We start from the raw sequence: 24,206 nt of genomic DNA on the forward strand, positions 1-24,206 counted from the left end.
TACCTCCTAGGCTCCGTCCGGGCCGGACGCTTCGTGTCCGGCCGCACGGCAGGGCGGGTACCCGCGACCGCCGGGTCATCTCCGCGTCCCCTCGTCAAAGGCTGGTCAGGACCTGGGGCGAAAGGATCTTGATCATGGTGTTGGTCCAGCGCATCTGCCGAAGAGTCCGCGGGTGGCACTCGGAGGCCACGGCGAGGAGGTCGTCGTCCTTGGTGGCCTGCGCGGCCTGCGCGAGCATTTCCCAGTAGAGGGAGTTCTCGGCGGCATCGAGGTGCAGTTCCCGCAGGTCGCGCAGGAGCAGCAGGCCGGGTTCGGGGCGGTGGCCCGCGGCTTCGGCGGCCTTCTCCCGCAGCGTCGACAGGACGCCCTGCGCCGGCGTCCCGGAGGCTTCGCCGAGGTCGAGGCCGTGGGCGTGACCGGCGTCGGCCAGGCGCCGGACGTGTTCGCGGGACCAGCCGGCGAGGTCGGTGGCGACGTGGTGGATCTCATGGTCGGTGCGGTGCCGTTCGGCGACCCTCGTCAGCTGCCCGGCAAGGTGTTTCTCGCCGTGGTGCAGGGCGCGGAGGGTGAGGCTGATGCCGTTCGTTCGACTCATTCGGCGTCCTCCTTACGGCCGTCGCCGCCCGCTTCGGTGGCGAGGGCGGAGGTTCCGCCCGTGGTGGCCGGTACGGTGCCGGCGCGCGCGGGAGCGGACGCGGTGGTGGTCGGCGCCGGGGCGTGCTCGCCGTCCCCGCGTTCGACGAGCCGGAGCCCGGCGGCGGCCGTCTTGAACAGCGGCTGTTTGGACACCGGGTCCCAGTCGGTGACGGTCGTCTCGTTCGCGGCACGTGCGGGTGTGTCGCCGTCCGGGCCGTATCCGGCCTTGGTGTCCCAGTAGCCGTAGTGGAAGGGGACGAACAGCAGGCCGGGCCGGATGTCGGTCACCCGCAGCCGGCCTCGCAGTGCGCCGCGCGGTGTGCTGACCTCGACCAGGTCGCCCTCGCCGAGCCCGAGCAGGGCGGCGTCGGACACGGAGGCCTCCACCCACACGTCGGGAGCGGCCGCGTCGAGCTGCGGGGCGCGTGCCGTCTTCGTCCGGGTGTGGAAGTGGTAGAGCGTGCGTCCCGTGGCCAGCTGGAACGGGTACTCCTCCGCCGGGATCTCGTGGGGCGGGAGGTAGCCGGCCGCCTTGATCATGGCCTTCCCGTCGGGGTTGAGGGAGCGGTACTCGACCACGTCGTCGGCCGCGCCGGTCACCAGATCCTTGCCGTAGCTCTCGCAGACGTCGGGGTGGGCCCAGTCGATCCCGTCGGTGTAGAGGCGTTCCGTGCCGTCCGGGGCCTGCTCGTTGCAGGGCCACTGGATACCGCTCGCGCCGCGCAGCCTGTCGTAGGTGATGCCGGTGTAGTCGCAGGGCCGGCCGGCGCTGCACCGTTTCCACGCCTCGAACGCGGACTCCGGGTCGTGCCAGGTGATCAGCGGCCCGCCGTCCTTGTCGCGGAAGTCCATGCGGGCGGCGTAGGCGAGGAAGATGTCCAGGTCGGGCCTGGCCTCGCCGGGCGGTTCGACGGCCTTGTCGGACAGGTGGACCGTGCGGTCGGCGTTGGTGAAGGTGCCGGTCTTCTCGCCCCAGGTCGCCGCGGGCAGGACGACGTCGGCCAGCTGCGCGGTCTCGGTGAGGAACAGATCCTGTACGACCACGAGGAGGCGGTCCTGCTCCAGGATCGAGCGGATGCGGGCCAGCTCGGGCAGCGACACCGCCGGGTTGGTGCCGCTGATCCACAGCATCCGGATCGAGCCCTGCTCGGCGTAGCGGAACATCTGCATCGCGTGGGTGGGCGGGGCGTAGTGCGGGATGGTCCTCGGTTCGACGTTCCACACCCGCGCGAGGTCGGCGACGTGGCTGTCGTTCTGCCAGTTGCGGAATCCGGGCAGGTCTCCGTTGGCGCCGCACTCGCGGGTGTTCTGGGCGGTGGGCTGCCCGTTCATCTGGAGGACGCCTGCGCCGGGCCGGCCGAGCATGCCCCGGACGAGGTGCAGGTTGTTGATCTGGACGGCGGCGGCGGTGGCCTGGTGGGACTGGTAGACGCCTTGCAGCACCGTGGACAGCAGCCGGTCGGCCGTACCGATGATCTCGGCGGCCTCACCGATCCGCGCGGCCGGCACGTCGCAGATCCGGGCCGCCCACTCGGGGGTGCAGTCCTTCACCCGGGAGGCCAGTTCGTCGAATCCGACGGTGTGCGCGGCCAGGTAGTCGTGGTCGACGCGGTCCGTGCGGATGATCTCGTGCAGGAGCGCGTCGAGCAGGGCCACGTTCGTGCCGACGCGCGGAGCCAGGTGTACGGCCGCCATGCGGGCCACCTGCGTGGGGCGCGGGTCGACGCAGACCAGGCGGGGCGGGTCGGCCCCCTCCAGCCGGTCGAGGATCCGCATCCACTGCACGGGCTGGGTCTCGGCGATGTTGTGCCCGAACAGCGCGATGACGTCGGCGTGGTCGATGTCGTCGTAGCTGCCCGGCTGTCCGTCGCAGCCGAAGGTCTCCTTCAGCGCCTCGGCGGCGGTCGCCGTGCACAGGCGGGTGTTGCCGTCGAGGTGGTTGGTGCCGATCCCGGCCCGCGCCAGCACCGCGAGGGTGTAGTACTCCTCCAGGAAGAGCTGCCCGGTCGTGTAGAAGCCGATCGATCCGGGGCCGCGTTCGGCCAGCAGGTCCTGTGAGCGGGTGACGATCCGCTCCAGCGCGGTGTCCCAGTCGCACTCGACGAGACGTCCGTCGCGCCGGATCAGCGGTGTGGTCAGCCGGTCCGGTGAGGCGTTGGCCTGCCAGCCGAAGAGGTCCTTCGGGCCGAGCCGGCCGTGGTTGACCCGGTCGTCGGCCCGGCCGCGCACCCCGACCATGCGCCCGTCCAGCACGGCGACGTCCATGGCGTCGCCGTCGGAGTGCAGGATCGACGCGGTCTGCACCCACCGCTGCACCCGCCCCGGATCGACCCCCGCCTCCAGATAGGTGTCCACGCGCACGGGCCAGGGCTCGTGCCGCCCATGGGGGGTACGGCTGCCCCAAGGCCGTGCGATCCGGTCCACCGAAGCGTCCATGCCTGCCTCCCGGCGATCCCTGCGACTCCGACCGGTGCGGGGCCGGTCACCCCGGTGGCCACCACGACCCCGACCGGTACGGGACCCGCCGGTCCCGGCGATCCGTGCGGCGCCGCGTGAGGTGTCGCCGCCCGTCACCGGTACCCTCCGGCGCCGGCCTGTAACGGAGCGGGGACCGGCTCCACCCCGGCGACGGTGATTGCCGGCCCGGTGGGCAGGGCACCCGGTGCGCCGTGGCAGAGCGACCGCGGATCCTGCTGACGGGGTGGTTCGGCTTCCTGGACGGGGAGGCGACCGCCGGGGACGTACTGGCGCTGCACCGGGTGCAGGACGTGCTGCGGCGCGCGGGGCTGGACCACGACGTCGCCTGGAGCCCCGGCTTCCGGCCGGCCGGACCGCATCTGACACAGGTGCGTCCCGAGGACTACTCCCATCTGGTGTTCGTCTGCGGTCCGCTGCACGGGCCGCAGATCGAGGAGCTGCACGGGCGGTTCGCGCACTGTGTGCGGATCGCCGTGGGCACCTCCGTCGTCGACGCCGCAGGTCCGGCCGTCACCGGCTTCCACCGGGTGCTGGCACGGGACGCGCCGGACGTCGGGCCCACGGCGGATCTGGCGGCCCGCGCGCCCGCTCTGCCCGCGCGGCCCGTCGTCGGGGTGATCCTCACCCACGGCCAGCACGAGTACGGGGCGCGCCGGCGGCACGAGCGGGTCGCGGACGAGGTGACGCGCTGGCTGTCCCGCCGGGACTGCGCCCGCCTGGAACTGGAGACCCGGCTCGACGTGCACGACTGGCGGCTGAGCGCGACACCCGCCCAGTTGGAGGCGGTGCTGTCCCGGCTCGACCTGGTCGTCACCGACCGGCTGCACGGGATGGTGCTCGCCCTGCGCGCCGGAGTTCCCGCGCTGGCCGTCGACCCGGTCGAGGGCGGCGCGAAGGTGACGGCGCAGGCGCAGGCCTTGGGCTGGCCCGCGCTGGTGCCCGCCGAACGGCTCGACGCGGCGGTGCTGGACCGCTGGTGGGACTGGTGTGCGACCTCGGGCCGTGACCTCGCCCGGGAGATCGGGGCCGGATTCCGGCGGGACACGGGACCGGACGCCGCGGACGGTCTCCTCCAGGCTCTCGCTTTCGGCCGGGCCGATTAGCCGGGAAGCCGCCGGGGCACCCGGGGCCCACCCCGAACCACCACCACCGAGGAGTGCCGCTCATGACCGACCACACCCCCAGCCAGGCCGAGGGCGAGCCCGACGAACCCGACACCCTGAACAGGACCGGCATGCCCACGCCGGACCACCCGACGCCGTCCCAGGCGGAGGGCGAGAGGGACGACGACACCGACACCGGGGCCGAGGCCGACTGAAGATCCGGACGCGGCGTCGTCATCGATGCGAAGAAGACCCCTTTGCATGATCATGCGAGATGCTGCATACTCTTCCTATGTCCAAGGTCCTCACCTCCCTTCCCACCGGCGAGCGCGTCGGCATCGCCTTCTCCGGCGGCCTCGACACGTCCGTCGCGGTCGCGTGGATGCGCGACAAGGGCGCCGTCCCCTGCACCTACACCGCCGACATCGGCCAGTACGACGAGCCCGACATCGCGTCGGTGCCCGGCCGTGCGAAGGCGTACGGCGCCGAGATCGCGCGTCTCGTCGACTGCCGCGCGGCGCTGGTCGAGGAGGGCCTGGCCGCACTCACCTGCGGGGCGTTCCACATCCGCTCGGGCGGACGCGCCTACTTCAACACCACGCCCCTCGGCCGCGCGGTCACCGGCACCCTCCTGGTCCGGGCGATGCTCGAGGACGACGTGCAGATCTGGGGCGACGGCTCGACGTTCAAGGGCAACGACATCGAGCGGTTCTACCGTTACGGGCTGCTCGCCAACCCGCACCTGCGGATCTACAAGCCCTGGCTGGACGCGGACTTCGTGACCGAGCTGGGCGGCCGCAAGGAGATGTCGGAGTGGCTCGTCGCCCACGACCTCCCTTACCGCGACAGCACGGAGAAGGCGTACTCCACCGACGCCAACATCTGGGGTGCCACCCACGAGGCGAAGACCCTGGAGCACCTCGACACGGGCGTGGAGACCGTCGAGCCGATCATGGGTGTGCGGTTCTGGGACCCGTCGGTCGAGATCCCCACCGAGGACGTGACGATCGGCTTCGACCAGGGCCGCCCGGTGACGATCAACGGCAAGGAGTTCGCCTCCGCCGTGGACCTGGTGATCGAGGCGAACGCCATCGGCGGCCGGCACGGCATCGGCATGTCGGACCAGATCGAGAACAGGATCATCGAGGCCAAGAGCCGCGGCATCTACGAGGCGCCCGGCATGGCCCTGCTGCACGCGGCGTACGAGCGTCTCGTCAACGCGATCCACAACGAGGACACCATCGCCCAGTACCACGCCGAGGGCCGTCGGCTGGGCCGCCTGATGTACGAGGGCCGCTGGCTGGACCCGCAGGCGCTGATGATCCGGGAGTCGTTGCAGCGCTGGGTCGGCTCGGCGGTCACCGGTGAGGTCACCCTGCGGCTGCGGCGCGGTGAGGACTACTCGCTCCTCGACACCACGGGCCCGGCGTTCAGCTACCACCCGGACAAGCTGTCGATGGAGCGCACCGAGGACTCCGCGTTCGGTCCGGTCGACCGGATCGGCCAGCTCACCATGCGCAACCTCGACATCGCCGACTCGCGCGCCAAGCTGGAGCAGTACGTCGGACTCGGCCTGATCGGCACCGGCAGCCCCGCCATGGGCGCCTCGCAGGCGGCCGCCACCGGCCTGATCGGCACCATGCCGGACATGCCGCAGGGCGGCGCCGAGGCCATCGCCTCGCGCGGCGAGATCTCGGAGGACGACGAGCTGCTGGACCGTGCCGCGATGGAGTTCGGCACGGACTGACCCCGCTCACCCGTCAGCATGGAAAGGCCGGCCCGGCGCCCTGCGCGCCGGGCCGGCCTTCGCGTCGCCGGGACCGGGTCCGGTCACCCGGTCCACCGCTCAGTGGACGGAGAACCCGCCGTCCACGAAGACCGACTGGCCGGTGACATAACCGGAGGAGCGCCCGGCCAGGAACACCGCGGCTCCGGCGAAGTCGTCGGCCAGACCGTTGCGCCCGACCATGGTGCGCGCCGCCAGCGCCGCCACCTTCTCCGGGTCGGAGGACAGCCGTGTGTTCAGCGGGGTCATGACGAAGCCGGGCACCAGCGTGTTGCAGGTGACGCCGTACGGCGACCAGGCCTCGGCCTGTGAGCGGGCCAGCGACTCCAGCGCCCCCTTGGAGACGCCGTAGGCACCGCTGTTCACGAACGCCCGGTGTGCCTGCTGGGAGGTGATGTGGATGATCCGCCCGTAACCCCGCTCGGCCATGCCGGGCCCGAACCTTCGGCCCAGCAGGTAGGGCGCCTCCAGGTTCACCGCCATCGTGGCGTCCCACACGTCCTCGTCCAGCTCGCTCATCGGCGGACGCAGGTTGATGCCGGCGCTGTTGACGAGGATGTCGGGCTCGCCGAACACCGCGGCCGCGTCCTCCGCCGCCGTACGCACCCCGCCGCGGCTGCTCAGGTCGCCGCTCACCCAGGCCGCCCGGACGCCCTCGGCCGTCAACTCGTCGACGGTGGCGACGAGTTCGGACTCCTTGCGAGCTACGACGACCACGCTCGCCCCGGCTCGGGCGAGTGCGCCGGCGACGGCCCGGCCGATGCCGGAGCTGCCGCCCGTGACCAGGGCGGTCAGGCCGTCCAGCGAGAACAGTTCGGAGAGGTAGTCGCGCGAGGTCATGACGGCACCCTAGACGCCGAGTTCACGGCGCCGGGGCCGGGGTGGGGGGACGGGGGCGGTCCGCCGCCTCCCGGTACGGCCGGCCCCGGGAGGCGGTGGCGCACGTCAGACGACTGCCGCGCCCGCGGGGTGCTCCAGGAGGCTGAGGTAGGGAAGGTCCGTCAGGGGCCGACCGGTGCAGAACCGGAGGACGAGGTCGGCGTGGGCGACGTCCTGCTCCAGGGTGAACATGTGGTCGGCGTCGCGGAACGTGGCGAACGGGGCGTGCAGTTCGCGGGCCAGCCGCTGCCCCTGGTCCGGCGTGGTGAGGTGGTCCTGCTCCCCCGTGTAGACCACCGCGGGGACATTGAGGGCGATCGGCTCGTACCACTCGTGGAGCAGCATGCGGGCGTTGTGGTCGCACGCCTTGGCGAGATCCTGGCTGCTCTGCGTGCGGAACTGATGGCTGAGCATCCGCCACACGGCGGAGTGACGGGGGATCCGGCGGTCGGGCGGCTTCACGAACGTCGCCATCAGGCTGTCGGCGAGTTCCTCGCGCCGGTCCTCCGCGACCATCGCCCGCCACTGCGGGATCATGCCGAGGTAGGACTGCGGCAGCCGTCCCGTCATCGCGCCGAGCAGCAGCCGGGACACGTGCTGCGGGTACCGCTGGGCGCAGCGCAGGGCGATCGCGCCGCCGTAGCAGGTGCCGAGCAGGTTCGCGTCGCGGATGTCGAGTTCGACGAGCAGATGGCGCAGGGCGGCGGCGAGGAAGTCGTAGCCGTGCGTGGCGGGAAGCGGGTCGGCCGCGCCGAAACCGGGGAGTTCCACGGTCACCAGCGAGGCGTGTCCGAGCAGCAGCTTCTCGTAGTGGGCCCAGGAACCGCGGTCCTGCATCATGCCGCCGATCACGACGAGGGGCCCGGTGGCCGGGTCGGGCGCCTCGGCGACCCGGCAGAGATACGTGAACCCCTCGAATTCCAGCCGGTGTTCACTCCTGCGCCCGGTCATCGGCGGCTCCGTGCCGTCGGGCCGCGGTCGTGACGAGCACGGAACCACGAGCTTGCACGGTCGCTCGGCGTCGGCGGGGCCGCTGTGGAGAGGGCATGTTCCATGGGAGGTTCAACGTCCGCTCCGCCCTCTTTGTCACGCTCGCCGCCGGGACGACTTCTCCCGCCGGGCCGCGACGGGCAGGACCCACGGCGTCGGGGAGACGGTTTGCACGGGATGCGAGAGGGGCTAACCTACAACCAAATGGTTGTAGATGAAGCTGCCGACGGAGGCCTGAACCGCCTTTTCCACGCCCTGTCGGACCCGACCCGCCGGGGCGTCCTGCGCCGTTGCGCGCGCGGCGACCTGTCGGTGTCGCAACTGGCCGCGGAGTACCCGATGAGCTTCGCCGCGGTACAGAAACACGTGTCGGTGCTGGAGCAGGCCGGACTGGTGTCCAAGCGGCGCCGCGGACGCGAGCAGCTCGTCCGCGCCGAACCCGACGCCCTGGCGCGGGCGCGGCGGGCCCTCGACGAGCTGGAAGCACTCTGGCGGGGCAGGGTGGAACGCATGTCCTCCCTGCTGGAGCCGGAATCACCGACGCCGGAAGCTCCCGCACGGGAGCCCCGGCACACCGAAGAGCACGATCCGAGGAAAGGACCGGACCAATGACCGTGACCAGTGTGGACAAGGACTTCGACCGTCTCACCCTCACCCTGACGGCCGACTTCGCCGCCCCGGTCGAGAAGGTGTGGCAGCTGTGGGCCGACCCCCGCCGGCTGGAGCGCTGGTGGGGTCCGCCGACCTACCCGGCGACCGTCGAGAACCACGACCTGACCCTCGGTGGCGAGGTCACCTACTACATGACGGGCCCCGAGGGCGACAAGCACCGCGGCTGGTGGCGCGTCACCTCGGTCGCGCCGCCCACGTCCCTGGAGTTCACCGACGGCTTCGCCGACCAGGACGGCACCCCCAGCCCCACGATGCCCACCACCACGGTGAGCATGCGGCTGACGGAGCACGACGGCGGTACGCGCATGGAGATCCGGTCCGCCTTCGAGACCCGTGAGCAGATGGAACAGCTGATCACCATGGGCATGGAGGAGGGCCTCAAGGAGGCGGTCGGCCAGATGGACGGCCTCCTCGCCGACTGAGCCGGAGCCGGAACGCGCCACGTGCAACCGTCGAGCCGTTTCCCGTGTCTCATCCACCAAAAGGGATGATTCCGATCATCCATGCGAAACCGTTCCACGGGGGAACACATGAAACTGGCTCGCAACCACAACCGCACCCGCCTCGGCGTGGCCGCCGGTCTCGTCGCCCTGTCCGCGACCGTCCTCGGCGCCGCCGGGGCGTCGGCAGCCGGCACCGCCGCGCCGCAGTCACGGCAGATCGGCTCCTCGGTCCTCGGCAGCGACTACAGGATCACCCTGACCGCCCTGCGCTCGGCCGATGACCAGTACGCCGCGTCCGTGCGCCTTCAGGTGCACACGCAGACGGGCGGCGCCTGGAAGGAGACGGACCGCGTCACCGTCGGCGACGTGGACGGCTGGTTCTGGTACCCGCTCACGGGCAGCGGCGCCGTCTGCGAGTTCTCGACGGCGAGCACCGAACCCGCGCCGCTCACGGTGAGCCTGCTCCTCACTCCGTCCCTGGGCTGTTCCGACCCCACGCACTACGTGGTGAAGGAAGGCCGGGTCTTCGCGGGCTGAGCACCGGCCGCGCGTGCCCCGGGCGGTGGCGCCGCAGGGGCACGCGCGCCGGGCGCCGGTCAGCCGTCGAGGGGGCAGTCGTCGAGCAGGGTGGCCGCGTCGGCGTCCGCCGGCCGCGCGATGGTCCGGCTCGCCGGTGGCCGGTGGCCGGACGCGAGCCAGGTCTCCAGGGCGGTGACGGCCGAGCGGTGGCAGGGCAGCAGGGGACGGAGCCGGTCGGGGAAGCTGTCGACCAGGGCGTCGGTGTGCGTGCCGTCCTCGACGCGGTAGTACCGGAACAGGCCGCCGCGGCCCGCGTCCCGGACCATCCGGGCGTAGACGTCGGAGTCCCGGCCGATGGGCAACAGGACGTCGAGCGTGCCGTGGATCGTGATCAGCGGCTTGCCGATACGGCCCGTCAGCGCGACGCGTTCCACCGCCGCGGGTACGTCGGCGGGCCGTGCCGGATAGTCGTAGTCGGCGTCGCAGCCCGGGACCGAACCCGGGGCGCAGTACGGCGTGCCCGCCTCGGCGGCGCCGTCGAAGGCGGGGTCGAACTCCTCGCGGTAGATGCGCTGGGTCAGGTCCCAGTAGACCTGGTGGTGGAACGGCCACAGGAACTCCGAGCCGGGCGGGAATCCCGCCCGGTGCAGTTCCGCCCGCGCCTGCTCGGCCGCGGGGCCGCCGGCGGCATACGTGGGGTAGTGACGCAGGGCCGACGGCAGGAACGTGAACAGGTTGGGGCCTTCGGCCCGCCAGAGCGTGCCCTCCCAGTCCACCCCTCCGTCGTACAGCTCCGGATGGTTCTCGAGCTGCCAGCGCACGAGGTAGCCGCCGTTGGACATTCCGGTGGCGAGGGTGCGCGTGGGCGCACGGTGGTAGCGCTGGGCGACCACCGTGCGGGCGGCACGGGTGAGCTGGGTGAGCCGGGCGTTCCCTTCGGCGACGGCGTCGCCGGGGCGGGTGCCGTCCCGGTGGAAGGCGAGCCCGGTGTTGCCCTTGTCGGTGGCGGCGTAGGCGTAGCCGCGGGCGAGCACCCAGTCGGCGATGGCCCGGTCGTTGGCGTACTGCTCGCGGTTGCCGGGGGTCCCGGCCACGACGAGGCCGCCGTTCCAGCGGTCGGGCAGCCGGACGACGAACTGGGCGTCGTGGTTCCAGCCGTGGTTGGTGTTGGTGGTCGAGGTGTCGGGGAAGTAGCCGTCGACCTGGATGCCGGGCACGCCACGGGGGACGGTCAGGCCCTTCGGGGTCAGTCCGGCCCAGTCGGCCGGATCTGTGTGGCCGGACGCGACGGTGCCCGCCGTGGTCAACTCGTCGAGACAGGCAGCCTGTTGGTGTGCCGCGCCCGGTACCAGCAGGCGGGAGAGGCCCGCGCAGCGACCGGTGGCGGAGCCGGGGACCGACCAGGCGTCCGCGTCCGCGGGTGAGGGCAGCAGGGCCGCGGCGGCGGCCAGGGCGACGGCGCCGAGGACGGTGCGTCGCCTCGTCGGCGGAGTCGGCGGAGTCGGCGGGGCGGTGCCGGGGAGCAGGGCCATGAAAGGGCCTCCAGGGGGCGAGAAGTCCGACGGCTGGAGGCTAGGCGGCACCGGAAGGGGCCGGACATGTGTGCGCCCGCCATGGCGGCCACGCCGTTCGGGTGGGCCGGCGCCATACGGCGCGGAATGCTTCCGCACTACACGTTCACCTACGTGAACAGGACGGGCCGTCCGCCCGCCCCCGCGATGCCGTACGTCCCGACACGGGGGGCTGGATTCGGCAGCCGTCGCCGGAGCGTGCAGGATGGGGGCATGACGACCAAGGTCTATTTCGACATCACCATCAACAACGAGCCCGCCGGGCGCATCAACTTCAACCTGTTCGACGACGTCGTGCCGAAGACCGCGGAGAACTTCCGCGCGCTGGCCACGGGCGAGAAGGGCTTCGGCTACGCCGGTTCCTCCTTCCACCGCGTGATCCCCGCCTTCATGCTCCAGGGCGGCGACTTCACGCGCGGCGACGGTACGGGCGGCAAGAGCATCTACGGCGAGAAGTTCGCCGACGAGAACTTCACCCTCAAGCACGACCGGCCGGGCCTGCTGTCCATGGCCAACGCCGGCCCGAACAGCAACGGCTCGCAGTTCTTCGTCACCACGGTCGTGACCGACTGGCTGGACGGCAAGCACGTGGTCTTCGGCGAGGTCGCCGACGACACCAGCATGGAGCTGGTGCGGAAGATCGAGGCCCTCGGCTCGCGGAGCGGCTCCACCTCCGCGAAGATCACGATCTCGGCCTCCGGCCAGCTCTGATCCCGTGCCCCATGGGCCGTCCCACGGTCGGCCGGCCCATGCCGGGCTCATCACCTTCTTCCGGATCGACCCGCACGCGGGCACGTCCCGCCACGGGTGACCGGGCGGGACGTGCCGGGTGCGCGCTCGTGCGGGCGGCGGGTCCGCCTACTTGACCGTGAGCGTCTTCGGCCAGCCGTACCGGCCCGCCTTGCCGAACAGGTTCTTGATGTCGGCCGGCTTCAGCTTGATGCAGCCGTTGGAGTAGTAGTCGCTCGTGCCGTCCCAGCGCTCCGACTCGATCCGGCCCTGCCCGCCGTTCGGCTTCATCTCGCTGTGCACGAACAGTTCCGTGCGCTTGGTGCCGCTCGCGCCGTTGTTCTTGCACCGCTTGTCGGACACCTTGATGACGTAGCCGTTGATGATGCCGTCGAAGTTCGTGCGGTGGAACTCCACCTTGTACTTGCCGTTGGGCAGCCAGCCCTTGGCAGTGGCGCACGGGTTCTTGCTGCCGTTGCCCGAACCGGCGCGGTACGAGGCGACCGCCTTGTCCGCCGCGTCGGGCACGCTCTTCATCAGGTGGAGCCGGGAGTTGATCGGGTTGGCCGAGTTCTTCTTGAAGTAGAGGTAGTAGCCGCCGCTCGCCGCCTGGGCCTGCGGGGCGGTCATGGCGGAGGTGGCGGTGACACCGCCGAGCAGGGCCGCCGTGAGGGCGAGCGGGGTGATACGGGCACGCAGGCTGTTGATGCGCATGCCGGACTCCTTGTTGTCGGCTGTACGTCGGTGGGGCGCCGCCGACCGGTCCACCCCCGTGGGCTCGGTCCCGGCGACAGCAACTGAGCCTGGGCGGGCGGATCCTGTCCGGCAAGAGCCGGCCCTGTCCGGGACAGCCGCGCGCCTGTCCGGGCTGGTCGGACGGCCGGCGGACGGCCGGTCCGGACAGCCTCGGATGTGGCCGGGACCGTCGTTGCCGGACGGGACTGCTGTGACGACAATGACGGCATGACGATCTCGGGGGGATCGGACCCGGGCGAGGCACGTACCGCGTCCGAATACGTCGCGCTGCTGCGGCGGTTGAAGGACGGCAGCGGGCTGACGTACCGGCAGCTCGAACAGCGGGCCGCCGGGCGCGGCGACGTCCTCGCGCGCAGCACGGTGGCCGATGTGCTGCGGCGGGAGGCGCTGCCCCGCGCCGAGCTGGTCACCGCGCTGGTCCGGGCCTGCGACGCCGAAGCGGACCTGCCCCGCTGGCTCGCCGCCCGTGAGCGGCTCGCCTCGGCGGAGGACGAGACCCCGCGGGACGAGCGGCAGAACCTCACCGCAGCGGACATACCGGCCGAGGCTCCCGTACGCCGTCGTCGGCCCGCCTCGCTCGAGAGCAGGCGGGTGGGGGCCGCGTCGCTCGCCGCGCTTGCGTCGCTCTGCACGGTCGCCCTGCTGGTCGTGGCCGCGATCGTGCTGCTGCCGGAGGACGACGACACGCCCACCGGCAGGGAGGCGGGCAGCCTGTCCTCGGTGGAGTCGACGGCCGCTGCCACGGGCAGCGGGCCGGCCGCCGGCTACTCCCGGATCCGTCCCGTGCGGGCGCCGGGCCTGTGTCTGACCGAGGGGGACGTCCGGATGACCGGCGCCGACCGGTCCAAGACGGTCGCGGTCCAGCGGCCCTGCGACCAGGCGGCGCCGCCACGGACGTACCTCCAGCGGCAGGACGACGGGCTGTACCGCATCCAGTGGCGCCATCCGCAGCACGGCACCGGGTGTCTCACCGTCCTCACCGACGGGGCGTACCGCAACACGCTGGAGCCGTGGGACGACTGCCGGGCGGGCGGGTCGGCCCAGCTGTTCCGCATCGAACGCGCGGGCGGGGCAGGACAGTGGCGGCTGCGCCCGGCCCTGGACGACGGGCTCTGCCTGGGGATGCGCGGAGCTGCCGCCGAGCCGGGAACGGCGGCGATGACGGAGCGGTGTTCCGCCGGCGGGAACCAGGCGCAGGTCTTCCTCATCGGGAGCGAGGCGGCCGGCTGAGCCCGCGATGCGTTCCGGGCGCGTGCGGGTCCGGTACTCGCGGAGCCCGAGCCCTCGGAAGGTCCGGGACACCGATCATGAGCACGGTGGTGATGTACGGCGTCGTGTCCGTGGACGGCTTCGTCGCCGGCGCGGACGACCAGCTGGGCCCGCTGTTCGACTGGCAGGCCAAAGGCGAGGTCGCGCTCGGCGGCGGCGCGAAGGTGCCGCAGGCGGCCGAAGCCCGAGGTCCGGCACCCCCGGGGCTCCCTTCCCTTCGTCGACGACGTGAGCCGGGCGGTCGCCGAGGCCAGGGAACCGGCCGGGGACCGCACCGTCGGCGTGTCGGCGGGTGACGTCGGCGGTCAGGCCTTCGTGCTCGGGCTGGTGGACGAGGTGACGATGGACGTCGTACCGGTGGTGTTCGGCTCGGGCAGGCGGTGCTTCGGCCGGGTCCGGGCGCGGCGTCCTGTGGACCTGCTCACAGCTTGGCGCCGAAGTTCTGCGTCCACCAGGGGCCACCGCTTCCGTCGTGGACGCCCACGCCGATGTTCTTGAAATCGCAGTTGAGGATGTTGGCACGGTGTCCGGGGCTGTTCATCCAGGACGTCATGACCGACTCGGCGCTCCGCTGGCCCTTGGCTATGTTCTCCCCGTAGGTGGACCAGCGGTAGCCCGCGGCGGTGATGCGCTGTCCCGGGTCGGCGCCGTCCGGGTTGGTGTGGTCGAAGAAGTCGCGGGCGGCCATGTCCTCGGAGTGGTCCAGCGCGGCGCTCCGCAGCTTCGCGTCGTCGGTGAGCGGGCCGCAACCGGCCGCCGCCCGCTCCTTGTTGACCAGGGCGATCACCCGCGCCCCGGTATCGGTCGGAGCCGCCTGCGCCACCGGTGTGCGTGACGCGCCCGGCCTCGGCGCGGGGGCCTTCTCGGCGGCCGGCGTGCTCTTGGCCGGGCTGGGGCTCGGGGAGGCGCTCGGACTGGGCGACGCCGAGGCGGACGGGGACGCCGACGGGGAGGGGGAGACCGACGGGGAGGTCTCGGGTGTGGCACCGGGCGTGGTGAGGTCCGTGCGGAGCACCTCGTCGGCGGTCCGTGCGGCGGTCCGCCCGCCGGGCTCGTCACCGGGCTGGGTGCCGAAGTGGTAGAGGCCGCCGCCCGCCACACAGGCGGCCACGATCGCCCCGCCGACGGCCCGGCGCCGTGTGCGCCGCCTGCGACGGGCCGCGCTGCGGGCGGTGGCCTGCCCGCCGGCGGAGCGGTGCCCACCGGCGGCCGGGACGGAACCGGCGGGGTTCTCGCCGAGGTCGAGCGGGGAGGCCGATCCGGCCAGGGCCGAGGTGTCGTGAACCGAGCGGATGCTCGCCGCCAGCGCGGGCGTCGCCGCCACCAGCGCCAGGCCGGCCAGCAGACCCTCCGCGGGCAACAGCCCGCTCCACAGCCCCGAGCAGCGCGGGCAGCCGCGCGCGTGCCGGGCTATGCGCTTGCGCCACAGCGCCGAGGGCCGTCCGTCCCAGCTCGCCAGGACGCCTCGGAGTTCCTCGCAGGGCGGCTGGGCGTCGAGCGCCCGCACGACGACGCGCGCGGCATCCAACTGCGCCTTCATCCGCTGTACCCGGACCGCGGTGTGCTGAGGGGAGAGTTCCAGCGCCCCGGCCACCTCGGTCCGGGTCAGCGCACCGGCGCACTCCAGCCACCACAGGGACAGCAGGCTCCGGTCGTCGGGCTCGAGCCAGCGTGTGGCGCGCGCGGTCTCCTGGCGCTGGCCCGACAACTGGAGCCGCACCAGGGTGAGATCGACGAAGTCCGCGCCCGGGTCGGCGAGGTCCCCGGCCTCCTCCACGGGGCCCTGGGCGAACTGCCGTTGCTGCCAGTGCGCACGGACCTGGTTCATGGTGATGGCCACCAGCCAGGACCGGAAGCTCTCGGAGTCGCGCAGCGCGGTCAGGGAGTCCAGGGCGCGCAGCATGCTCTCCTGGACCACGTCGTCCACGTCCACCGAGCCGTTCAGCGCCCGGCCCACGATGTTGTAGACCAGCGGAAGGTACGCGCTGACCAGAGCGTCCTGTGCCGCCGGGTCGCCCCCTCGGGCCGCGGTCACCAGTGCCGCCTGCTCCACCGTGTGCTGAGTACTCATTGCGCTTCCCTGTCGTCGATGCCGAACGTTGCTGTCCGTGACAGGGGAGATCTCTGAGGCGGCCTCGGATAACAGTTATTCGGAAATTCGTGTGAGGCGATGTTCGCCGCACCACGCCGCCATCGCAATGGGGACGGTCACACCGGCCCCGCCGCGTGCCTCAACGGCCCGCCTCCGTGAGGCCGGTCGCGAGCTGTCCCACCACGTCCACGACGCCGTGCCCGAAGACGGTGGGTGCGACGAGAACGCCGAGGACCAGCACGATGAGCACGGTCAACTGCTCGTCGTCAAACGGCTCCGCGCCTCGGTCCGGCGCCGCAGTCGCAGCCGCAACCGCAGCCGCAGCCGCAGCCGCAGCCGCACCACGGTGATCACCGCGAGGCAGCACCGCCACATCGATGGTCGGCACGACAAGTCCTCCCCCTCGCACGACGTCTGTGCGCCGGTCCGGCCAGAGACGGCGGCGGAAGCGGCCCGCAGCCACGTCGAGGGCCGCATCCCGAACCAGGTCGGCCGAAATCGCGGTGTTGCGCGGTGGCCCCCGAGGCGGCGTGACCATCGCACGCCCCACTGGGCGCGTCCGTACGGGTGGCATCGGCCGGGCGGCGAAGCGGCTCGGGGCCGTCCTGCGTTGTGCAGAACCCAACCATCACCCTCGGGAAAGGCACTTCGATGCGACGTACGATCCTCCTCGCCGTCTGCGCCCTGATCACCGCCGCCGCCACCGGATTCTTCGCCACCAGCGCCATCCGCAGCCGCTGACGCACCGCCCCGGGCCCGTCACCCCGGACATCCCGACCCAGCACCCCGACCGGCACCCCGACCCAGCACCCCGCCCCAGCGCCTCGGCGCACGCCTGCCCCGCGTGCGCCGAGGCGTCCGCGCACCGGGAGAGTCCCGGGGAGTAAAGTCGCGTCATTGGCATGGACCTGTCTACAGGTGATGGCTACTCTCGACCCATCCGTACGAGAGCGCTCTCAACACGCGGTTGTTCCACCCCCACCTTGTCGGAACGACGAAGGGGCAACTCCCGTGAGACACCGCAGACTCAAGTTCGCCGGACTCGCCGTCCTGCTCATGGCCGGCAGCTGGACCACCGGCTCCGTCCTGCCCGCGGCGGCGAAGGACTCTCCCGCACCGGCCGTGGCCGACTCCGGGCCGGTCTCCCCCGGACTGCTGACCGCGATGCGGCGCGACCTCGGCCTGTCGGAGCGTCAGGCGCTGGAGCGTCTCGCCGCCGAGCGCACCGCCACCGCGGTGGAGCCACAGGCCCGCCGGGCCGCCGGCACCTCCTACGGCGGCGCGTGGTTCGACGCGGAGGAAGGACGGCTGACCGTGGCCGTCACCTCCGACGCCTCCCCCGCGACCCTGCGCGCGGTCCGCTCCACCGGAGCCGCCGTACGCACCGTCGAACACAGCGCGCGCGAACTCGACACGGCCAAGGCGCGCGTCGACCGGCTGGCCGCCCCGCAGGGCGTGAGCGGCTGGCATGTCGATCCCGAGGCCAACACGCTGGTGGTCGAGGTGGTCCGGGACAGGGCCGCCGACAACGATGTCCGCCGGTTCGTGTCCCGGGCTCGCGAGGCCGGTCCCGTCAGCGTCGAGACGGTCGCCGCCGCGCCGCGGACCTTCGCGGCGGGCACGGTCGGCGGTGACCCGTACTACACCGGCAACGTCCGCTGCTCCATAGGCTTCTCGGTGCACGGCGGCTTCGTCACCGCGGGGCACTGCGGCCGGGCGGGCGCCGGTGTCAGCGGCTGGGACCGCTCCTACATCGGCACGTTCCAGGGCTCGTCGTTCCCCGACAACGACTACGCCTGGGTGAACGTGGGCAGCGGCTGGTGGACCGTACCCGTCGTGCTCGGCTGGGGGACGATTCCCGATCAGCTCGTGCGCGGCTCGGCCGAGGCGCCGGTCGGCAGTTCGATCTGCCGGTCGGGCTCCACGACGCACTGGCACTGCGGCAGCGTGCTCGCCAAGAACGAGACGGTGAACTACAGCCAGGGCGCGGTGCACCAGATGACGAAGACCAGCGTGTGCGCCGAGCCCGGCGACTCGGGTGGCTCGTTCCTCAGCGGTGACCAGGCGCAAGGTGTCACCTCGGGCGGCTGGGGCAACTGCGCCGGCGGCGGGCAGACCTGGTTCCAGCCGGTCAACGAGATCCTCAACCGCTACGGGCTGACCCTGCACACGGCCTGATCCGCGGCGGACCCGGGAGCCTCGGCCGACAGCCGGGCCAGGCCTCCGGGTCCGTGCGGCGGCACCACGACGCCCGCCCCGATCGCCGCGCGGTCAGTTCTCCAGTGCCAGCCGCATGAGCGTGAGGTCGAACCACCGGCCGAACTTCAGTCCCGCCTCGCGCACCGTGCCCACCTCCGTGAACCCGAACCGCCGGTGCAGCCGGATCGACGTGGCGTTCCCCGACTCGATACCGGCGATCATGCTGTGGTGCCCGGCCGCGCGCGCCGCCTCGACGAGGGCGCCCAGCAGTGCGCGGCCGATGCCCAGACCCTGGCTGCCTTCACGGACGTAGACGGAGTTCTCCACGGTGTGGCGGTAGCCGTCGAGGTCGCGCCACGGGCCGTAGACCGCGAACCCGACGACCTCGCCGCCCTCACCGCCGGCCTCCGCGACGAGGGCCGAGCCCCGTGCGAGGTGTACGGCGAGCCAGGCGGCGGCGTCGGCCGGTGACTGCCGGGTGTCGGTCCACAGGGCCGTCGAGGTGGCGACGGCGTGGTTGCGGATGACGCGGATCGCCTCGCCGTCGGCCGTCGTCGCCGGACGGACCCGCACCACCTCGCGCTTCTCATATATTGTCACCATGTCCAACATAGTAGATCCCCTGGTGGAGCGGATCGCCGTCCGCGTCCGCAGCGAGCGCGAGCGGCGCGGCTGGACCCTCAACCAGCTGGCCGAGGCCTCCGGGGTCTCCCGAGCCATGATCCACCGGATCGAGCGGGGCGAGAGCAGCCCCACGGCCGTCGTGCTCGGCAAGCTGTCCGCCGCGTTCCGGCTCAGTGTCTCCTCGCTGCTGGCGCTCGCCGAGGGCGAGGCGCACGGGCCCGACGGTGCGGGCGGTGTGCGCCGGCACGACGACGCGACCGAGTGGCGCGACCCGGACACCGGCTACCGGCGCCGTCAGATCACCGGACCGCGCTTCCCCGTGGAGACGGCGGAGATCCGGCTGCCCGCCGGGGCGCAGGTGTCGTACCCGGCGGCGTCCTTCGCGTTCGCCCGCCAGGTCGTATGGGTGCTCGACGGACGGCTGACCTTCCACGAGGGGGCCACCGTCCATGACCTCGGCCCCGGGGACACGGTGGAACTCGGCGAGCCCGCGCCCTGCACCTTCGCCAACGACGACGGCGCCGAATGCCGGTACGTGGTCATCCGCGCCCAGGCCGACCGGCCGTGAGCGGCCCGGCCCTCCCCCGGTACGGCACGCTGCTGCTCGCGGGCACCGCGGCGACGGCGATCGCCAACAACTACGCCCTCCAGCCCGCCCTCACCGACGTGGCCGACGACCTGGGACTGTCCGCGACCACGACGGGGCTGATCCCGACGGCCACCCTCGTCGGCTGCACGGCGGGGTTCGCCCTGCTGCTGCCCCTGACCGACCGGGTCGCCCCGCACCGGCTGGTCGGCGTGCAGCTGTGCGTCCTGGCCGCCGCGCTCACGCTGGCCGCCGCCGCGCCCAACGCGCCGGTGCTGCTGACCGCCTGTCTGCTCATCGGCGCGATGGCGGGGGTGGCGGCGCAGGCCGGGGCCATCGCGGGCCGGTACGCCGCGCCCGGTCGGCGCGGCACCGCCATGGCCACGGTCGCCACCGGCCTGTCGGCCGGAATCCTGCTGAGCCGCTGGGTCGGAGGGAGCCTGGCCGACCTCCTCGGCTGGCGCCGCATGCTGCTCGTCTTCGCCGGGCTCGCCCTGCTCGGCGCGTTCGCCACCGGTCAGCTGCTGCCGCGCGAACGCCCACGCTCGCAGGGCGGTTATTCCGCCGCGCTCGCGGCACTGGCGCCGCTGCTGCGCCGGCACCGCCCGCTGCGCCGCGCGGTGGTCACGGGCGGCCTGTGGTACTTCGCCTTCAACGTCGTCTGGGTGGCCCTCTCGCTGACGCTGGCGCGTCCGCCGTACTCGCTCGACGCCACCGCCATCGGCCTGTACAGCCTGGCCGGGCTCCTCGGATTCGCCGCGCTGCCGTTCACCGGCCGGCTGGTCGACCGGTACACGCCCGGCCGGGTGGCCGTCGGGGCCATGGGGGTCGCCGCGCTCGGCACGGCGGTCCTGGCCGCCGGTTTCCCGCACCCGGCCCCGACCGTGCTGGGGCTGGCCCTGTTCGACGCGGGCTGCTTCGCCGCGCAGGCCGCCAACCAGAGCGTCGTCGTCGCCATCGACCCCGACCGCTCCGGCAGTCTCACCGGCGTCTACCTCGTGCTCTACTTCGCCGTCGGCGCGCTGGGCACGGCCGCCACGGCCCCGCTCCTCGACGCGTTCGGCTGGCGGGGCACGATCCTCGCCGCCCTCGCCGCCCTCCTCACCGCCGCAGGCCTCGCCGCCGCCCGCGTCAGGGAGCGGGAACCGGTGGGCGCCGCGCGGGACATCGGCCCGGCGCCGTTCCACCGCTGACCGATGAGTTCCGGCGGACCGCCCGGTCACCCCTGCGCACGACCCGCCCCACTCACCGGCGGGCCGGCCGACCGAAGGCGGAACACCATGAGCGGCCTGTACGACCTCCTGCGGCAGTACGTCGACGACGGCACGGTTCCCGGGGCGGTGGCCCTGGTGGCACGGGGCAAGCGGGTCGAGACGGCGGCCGCCGGGACGTCGAGTTCGGCGGCGGCTCCCCGATGCGGGAGGACACCCTGTTCCGGCTCGCCTCGGTCACCAAGCCGGTGATGGCCGCCGCCCTGCTGACCCTGGTCGACGAGGGGCGGCTGGCGCTGGACGAGCCGGTGAAGGGCTGGCTGCCGGAGCTGGCCGCCCCGCAGGTGGTGCGCACCCCGGACGCGGCCCTCGACGACGTGGTCCCGGCGAGTCGGGACGTCACGGTGGAGGACCTGCTCACCTTCCGGGCCGGGCACGGCTTCCCGGAGGACTTCTCTCTCCCGGCCGTCCAGCAGCTCTTCGGGGCGCTCCAGAAGTCCGGCCCGGACCCGCGGCACACGCCCGCACCCGACGAGTGGATGGCCCGTCTCTCCCGCATCCCGATGGTGCGCCACCCCGGCGAGGCCTGGCTCTACAACACCTCCTCCGACATCCAGGGGGTGCTGGCGGCCCGCGTGTCGGGGCAGCCGCTGCCGGAGTTCCTGGCGGAACGCGTCCTCGAACCGCTGAAGATGACCGACACCGCGTTCTCCGTGTCGCGTGACCGGATCGGCCGGCTGCCCACCTTCTACCGCCCGGGTGCGGAGGGCGTACCCGAGGTGGTGGACACGGCCGACGGGCAGTGGAGCGAGCCACCCGCCTTCCCCTCGGGCGCCGGCGGCCTGGTGTCCACCGCGCTGGACTGGCTCGCCTTCGCCCGGATGCTGCTGGCCGGAGGCACCGCGGACGGCCGGCGGGTGCTGTCGGAGGAGTCCGTGCGCCGGATGACGACCGACCACCTCACCCCCGGCCAGCGCGCCTCCTGCGGACTGTTCCTGGAGGGCCAGGGCTGGGGGTACGGCGGCTCGGTGGACGTCGGCCGCGTCGCCCCGTGGAACGTGCCCGGCCGCTACGGCTGGGTGGGCGGCTCCGGCACGTCGGCCCATCTGATCCCCGCCGACGGCGCGGTGACCGTCCTGCTCACGCAGATGGCGATGACCGGGCCGACCCCGCCCGCCCTGATGCGTGACTTCTGGCGGCTGGCGGCGAAGGGGTGACGGGCACGGCCGTCCTGCAACCGCGCCGGCCGGAAACGTGTCTTCGTCCGCGTGGCCCGATGTGCCGGGATGCGGCACCGGGGGCGAGGTGCGGGCTGGGGGACGGCGATGAACGCATGGGCTGTACCGGGGTACTCCGAGTCGCTCGAACTCGGGTCCGGGGCGAGTGGGCGGGTGGTGCTGGCCGTCCATGAGCCGACGGGCGTGCCGGTCGCGGTGAAGTACCTCAGCGAGTCGCTGCGGACGCGGCCGGGCTTCGTGCACGGGTTCCGTGCCGAGGCGCAGCTGCTCGCCGGGCTGCGCAGCCCGCACGTGGCCGGTCTCTACGAGTACGTCGAGGCGACGAACGGCGCCGCCATCGTGATGGAACTGGTGGACGGCGTCTCCCTGCGGACCGCGCTGGCCCGGCAGGGCCCCCTGTCGCCGGAGGCGGCGCTGGTCGTCCTCAAGGGCTCGCTGCTCGGGCTGGCCGACGCGCACCGGGTCGGTGTGGTCCACCGGGACTACAAGCCGGAGAACGTGCTGGTCTCGCCCGAGGGCGTGTCCAAGCTGGTCGACTTCGGCATCGCGGTCGACGCCGGTGTGCGGGCCGGTATCGCGGGCACGCCCGCCTACATGGCTCCGGAGCAGTGGACCGGCGCGCCTGCCTCACCCGCCGGGGACGTGTACGCCGCCACGGCCACCTTCTTCGAGTGCCTGACGGGGCGCAGACCCTACGCGGGCGACCACCTGGCCGAACTGGCACTGCAACACGTCGAGGGCACGATCCCGGTCGCGGAGGTGCCCGAGGCGGTCCGCTCACTGGTCGGCCGGGGGCTGGCCAAGTCGCCGGAGCACCGGCCCTCGGACGCGGCGGCGTTCGTCGCGGAACTGGAGGGGGTCGCCGTAGCGGCGTACGGAAGTGACTGGGAGGAGCGGGGACGCGGTCGGCTGGCCGCGCTCGTCGCGCTGCTCCTGTTCCTGCTTCCGACCGCCCGGGAGGTGCCGGACACCGCCACGGACACGGCCCGTACGGTGTTCGCGCGGGGTGCGGGCCGCGCCGGGCCGCGTCCGTGGCGGCCCACCTGGCCGGGGCTCGCGGTGTCCGTGGCCGTCGTACTCGTGGCGATCCTCGCGGCGCGGGGGGTCGGCGAGGACCCGGTGGAGGCCTCCGGGGAGGCGGCGCAGGTGCTGGCCACGACCACCGCCTCGCCGGCCATGCCCACCGGCACGGCTTCGGCGAACACCGCAACACCGTCGGCGGCCCCCACGTCCACGCCGTCCGCCACCGCCTCGTCCGGCAGCCTCGCTCCCCCACCCGCGTCCCTCGCCCCCTCGGCCTCCGCATCCGAGGCCACGGCCGGCCCGGGTACGGCTACGACGACCGGGGAGCCCACGGTGCCGGCTTCGCCCACCGAGACGGCCGGCACCTCCGCTCCTCCCCCGGCCCCGCCCGCGGTCAAGGACATCGCCGTGACCGGCTTCCGGCAGACCGGGCCCGGCACGGCGACAGCGACGATCACCGTCACGACCGACGGCACCGGCCCGTTCTCCGTCACCGTCGGATGGTTCACGGGCGACACCGGAGGTCAGCCGGGAGACGGCGACGGGACACCGGCGACGACACGGCACAGCGGGGCCACGCAGTACTCGTTCACCGTCGACCACGCGTTCCGGGGCACCGGCTGCTACTGGACGGTCCAGGTCGGCACCGGCCCCGCATCCGCCGACGGCGGCGCCTCCCAGCAGCTCCTGACCCGGCGGTGTGAACTCCGATGACCACCCCCGACGGCGGCTCGCCCGCACCCGATGCCGTCCCCCCGGCGAGACCCGACGCCGGGGACGACGAGTACAGCGCGACCGTGCTGGCCAGTCACTGGGTCCAGCGGCCCGGCCCCGACCCCGTGCCCGTCCCCACCGTCGTCGCCGACACGGTGGCCGCTCCCGGCGACGCGACCGTCCTGCGCTTCGGTCCCGGCGTGACCGCGGCGCTCGCCCGGCGCCCGCGTCCGACGCCGCCCACGCTCATGACTCCTCCGGCACCGCGTCGCCGTCCGCGACGGCACGCACTGCCCGCGTTCGTGCTGGTCGCCGCCGTCCTGTTCCTGTTCTGGCGGCAGCACACGGCATCGGCGGTGGGCGTGCGCGAGGTCTCGGTGACGGCCACGCGGCAGACCCTGGGCTGTGACACGACCGCCGGCGTCGTCGGAGTCGTCCGCACCGACGGCCGGCCCGGCACGCTCTCCTACCGGTGGGTGCGCAGCGACGGCACCTCCTCCGACGTGCGGCACACGACGGTCGCGCGGGGACAGCGGCAGGTGCGGACCGAGCTGCTGTGGAGCTTCGAGGGGCCGGGCCGTCACGCGGCGGTGGCGGAGCTGCGGGTGCTGTCGCCCGAGCGTCGGTCGGCCGAGGTCCGGTTCGTGTACGACTGTCCCTGATCGCGCCCGGTGGGGGTACAAAGGAG

At 73.0% G+C, this 24,206-nt stretch carries 22 protein-coding genes and 1 pseudogene; 15 read left to right on the forward strand and 8 right to left on the reverse strand.

Features of this window, described 5'->3' with window-relative positions; all coding sequences use genetic code 11:
• Positions 1-94: 94 nt before the first annotated feature.
• Entirely contained in the window at positions 95-595 is a 501-nt protein-coding gene (locus tag ACFWJX_RS09475; protein WP_383239271.1) for a hypothetical protein, read from the reverse strand.
• On the reverse strand, positions 592-3,072 hold the full coding sequence (locus ACFWJX_RS09480; protein ID WP_383239276.1) for a molybdopterin oxidoreductase family protein: 2,481 nt from the start codon (positions 3,070-3,072) through the stop codon (positions 592-594). Before ACFWJX_RS09480 ends, ACFWJX_RS09475 begins: the two co-directional genes overlap by 4 nt.
• Positions 3,073-3,305: 233 nt before the next feature.
• On the opposite strand from ACFWJX_RS09480, the gene ACFWJX_RS09485 reads away from it, so the two are divergent.
• From ACFWJX_RS09485 to argG, 3 genes are all read left to right on the forward strand, one after another.
• A complete protein-coding gene (locus ACFWJX_RS09485; protein WP_383239279.1) occupies positions 3,306-4,217 on the forward strand; it encodes a polysaccharide pyruvyl transferase family protein in 912 nt (303 codons plus the stop codon).
• Positions 4,218-4,279: 62 nt separating this feature from the next.
• Positions 4,280-4,432, forward strand: a complete 153-nt coding sequence (locus tag ACFWJX_RS09490; RefSeq protein WP_383239281.1) for a hypothetical protein — start codon at positions 4,280-4,282, stop codon at positions 4,430-4,432.
• Positions 4,433-4,509: 77 nt separating this feature from the next.
• Positions 4,510-5,964 carry an argininosuccinate synthase gene (gene argG / locus ACFWJX_RS09495; RefSeq protein WP_383239284.1) on the forward strand — a complete coding sequence of 485 codons (1,455 nt, stop codon included), beginning with the start codon at positions 4,510-4,512 and terminating at the stop codon, positions 5,962-5,964.
• Between the two features lie 99 nt (positions 5,965-6,063).
• Here argG and ACFWJX_RS09500 read toward each other — a convergent pair whose 3' ends face one another.
• Together ACFWJX_RS09500 and ACFWJX_RS09505 are read right to left on the reverse strand one after the other, a co-directional pair.
• The gene (locus tag ACFWJX_RS09500; protein WP_383239287.1) at positions 6,064-6,843 is read right to left on the reverse strand and encodes an SDR family NAD(P)-dependent oxidoreductase; all 780 of its coding nucleotides are present in this window, start codon (positions 6,841-6,843) and stop codon (positions 6,064-6,066) included.
• A gap of 105 nt (positions 6,844-6,948) precedes the next feature.
• Positions 6,949-7,833, reverse strand: a complete 885-nt coding sequence (locus tag ACFWJX_RS09505) for an alpha/beta fold hydrolase (RefSeq protein ID WP_383239290.1) — start codon at positions 7,831-7,833, stop codon at positions 6,949-6,951.
• A 243-nt stretch (positions 7,834-8,076) separates the two neighbouring features.
• Here ACFWJX_RS09505 and ACFWJX_RS09510 point away from each other — a divergent pair, with 243 nt between their 5' ends.
• The 3 genes from ACFWJX_RS09510 to ACFWJX_RS09520 all read left to right on the forward strand — a co-directional run bounded on the left by ACFWJX_RS09510 (position 8,077) and on the right by ACFWJX_RS09520 (position 9,524).
• Entirely contained in the window at positions 8,077-8,484 is a 408-nt protein-coding gene (locus tag ACFWJX_RS09510) for an ArsR/SmtB family transcription factor (RefSeq protein WP_383239293.1), read from the forward strand.
• Positions 8,481-8,966: an SRPBCC domain-containing protein gene (locus tag ACFWJX_RS09515; RefSeq protein ID WP_383239296.1), complete on the forward strand. Its 486-nt coding sequence runs from the start codon at positions 8,481-8,483 to the stop codon at positions 8,964-8,966. Before ACFWJX_RS09510 ends, ACFWJX_RS09515 begins: the two co-directional genes overlap by 4 nt.
• Before the next feature lie 108 nt (positions 8,967-9,074).
• Positions 9,075-9,524, forward strand: coding sequence for a hypothetical protein (locus ACFWJX_RS09520; RefSeq protein WP_383239300.1), 450 nt, complete (start codon positions 9,075-9,077; stop codon positions 9,522-9,524).
• 59 nt (positions 9,525-9,583) lie between these two features.
• Here the strand turns inward: ACFWJX_RS09520 and ACFWJX_RS09525 are convergent, their stop codons facing one another.
• Positions 9,584-11,038, reverse strand: coding sequence for a tannase/feruloyl esterase family alpha/beta hydrolase (locus tag ACFWJX_RS09525; protein ID WP_383239303.1), 1,455 nt, complete (start codon positions 11,036-11,038; stop codon positions 9,584-9,586).
• A 252-nt stretch (positions 11,039-11,290) separates the two neighbouring features.
• Between ACFWJX_RS09525 and ACFWJX_RS09530 the strand changes: the two genes are divergently transcribed.
• On the forward strand, positions 11,291-11,788 hold the full coding sequence (locus ACFWJX_RS09530) for a peptidylprolyl isomerase (RefSeq protein ID WP_383239306.1): 498 nt from the start codon (positions 11,291-11,293) through the stop codon (positions 11,786-11,788).
• Positions 11,789-11,935: 147 nt separating this feature from the next.
• Here ACFWJX_RS09530 and ACFWJX_RS09535 read toward each other — a convergent pair whose 3' ends face one another.
• Positions 11,936-12,520 carry a L,D-transpeptidase family protein gene (locus ACFWJX_RS09535; protein WP_383239309.1) on the reverse strand — a complete coding sequence of 195 codons (585 nt, stop codon included), beginning with the start codon at positions 12,518-12,520 and terminating at the stop codon, positions 11,936-11,938.
• A 249-nt stretch (positions 12,521-12,769) separates the two neighbouring features.
• Here ACFWJX_RS09535 and ACFWJX_RS09540 point away from each other — a divergent pair, with 249 nt between their 5' ends.
• A complete protein-coding gene (locus ACFWJX_RS09540; protein WP_383239312.1) occupies positions 12,770-13,792 on the forward strand; it encodes an RICIN domain-containing protein in 1,023 nt (340 codons plus the stop codon).
• A 77-nt stretch (positions 13,793-13,869) separates the two neighbouring features.
• Positions 13,870-14,127 (forward strand): hypothetical protein, encoded by a 258-nt coding sequence (locus ACFWJX_RS09545; protein WP_383239314.1) that lies wholly within the window; start codon positions 13,870-13,872, stop codon positions 14,125-14,127.
• Positions 14,128-14,252: 125 nt separating this feature from the next.
• Here ACFWJX_RS09545 and ACFWJX_RS09550 read toward each other — a convergent pair whose 3' ends face one another.
• Positions 14,253-15,902 (reverse strand): sigma-70 family RNA polymerase sigma factor, encoded by a 1,650-nt coding sequence (locus ACFWJX_RS09550; RefSeq protein WP_383239316.1) that lies wholly within the window; start codon positions 15,900-15,902, stop codon positions 14,253-14,255.
• 1,032 nt (positions 15,903-16,934) lie between these two features.
• Between ACFWJX_RS09550 and ACFWJX_RS09555 the strand changes: the two genes are divergently transcribed.
• Positions 16,935-18,101 (forward strand): S1 family peptidase, encoded by a 1,167-nt coding sequence (locus ACFWJX_RS09555; RefSeq protein WP_383239319.1) that lies wholly within the window; start codon positions 16,935-16,937, stop codon positions 18,099-18,101.
• 93 nt (positions 18,102-18,194) lie between these two features.
• On the opposite strand, the gene ACFWJX_RS09560 is transcribed toward ACFWJX_RS09555, so the two are convergent.
• Positions 18,195-18,725 (reverse strand): GNAT family N-acetyltransferase, encoded by a 531-nt coding sequence (locus ACFWJX_RS09560; RefSeq protein WP_383239322.1) that lies wholly within the window; start codon positions 18,723-18,725, stop codon positions 18,195-18,197.
• On the opposite strand from ACFWJX_RS09560, the gene ACFWJX_RS09565 reads away from it, so the two are divergent.
• The 5 genes and pseudogenes from ACFWJX_RS09565 to ACFWJX_RS09585 all read left to right on the forward strand — a co-directional run bounded on the left by ACFWJX_RS09565 (position 18,724) and on the right by ACFWJX_RS09585 (position 24,180).
• A complete protein-coding gene (locus ACFWJX_RS09565; RefSeq protein ID WP_383239325.1) occupies positions 18,724-19,314 on the forward strand; it encodes a helix-turn-helix domain-containing protein in 591 nt (196 codons plus the stop codon). The two genes, ACFWJX_RS09560 and ACFWJX_RS09565, sit on opposite strands and share 2 nt — an antisense overlap.
• Positions 19,311-20,525 (forward strand): MFS transporter, encoded by a 1,215-nt coding sequence (locus tag ACFWJX_RS09570; RefSeq protein ID WP_383239328.1) that lies wholly within the window; start codon positions 19,311-19,313, stop codon positions 20,523-20,525. The genes ACFWJX_RS09565 and ACFWJX_RS09570 overlap by 4 nt, the downstream gene beginning before the upstream one ends.
• A gap of 87 nt (positions 20,526-20,612) precedes the next feature.
• Positions 20,613-21,760: pseudogene (locus tag ACFWJX_RS09575) on the forward strand (serine hydrolase domain-containing protein).
• Between the two features lie 108 nt (positions 21,761-21,868).
• On the forward strand, positions 21,869-23,518 hold the full coding sequence (locus tag ACFWJX_RS09580; RefSeq protein ID WP_383239331.1) for a serine/threonine-protein kinase: 1,650 nt from the start codon (positions 21,869-21,871) through the stop codon (positions 23,516-23,518).
• Positions 23,515-24,180, forward strand: a complete 666-nt coding sequence (locus ACFWJX_RS09585; RefSeq protein WP_383239333.1) for a hypothetical protein — start codon at positions 23,515-23,517, stop codon at positions 24,178-24,180. Before ACFWJX_RS09580 ends, ACFWJX_RS09585 begins: the two co-directional genes overlap by 4 nt.
• Positions 24,181-24,206: the final 26 nt, after the last annotated feature.

The organism is Streptomyces sp. NPDC058335, assembly GCF_042723915.1.
In the GTDB taxonomy this organism is placed as follows: domain Bacteria; phylum Actinomycetota; class Actinomycetes; order Streptomycetales; family Streptomycetaceae; genus Streptomyces.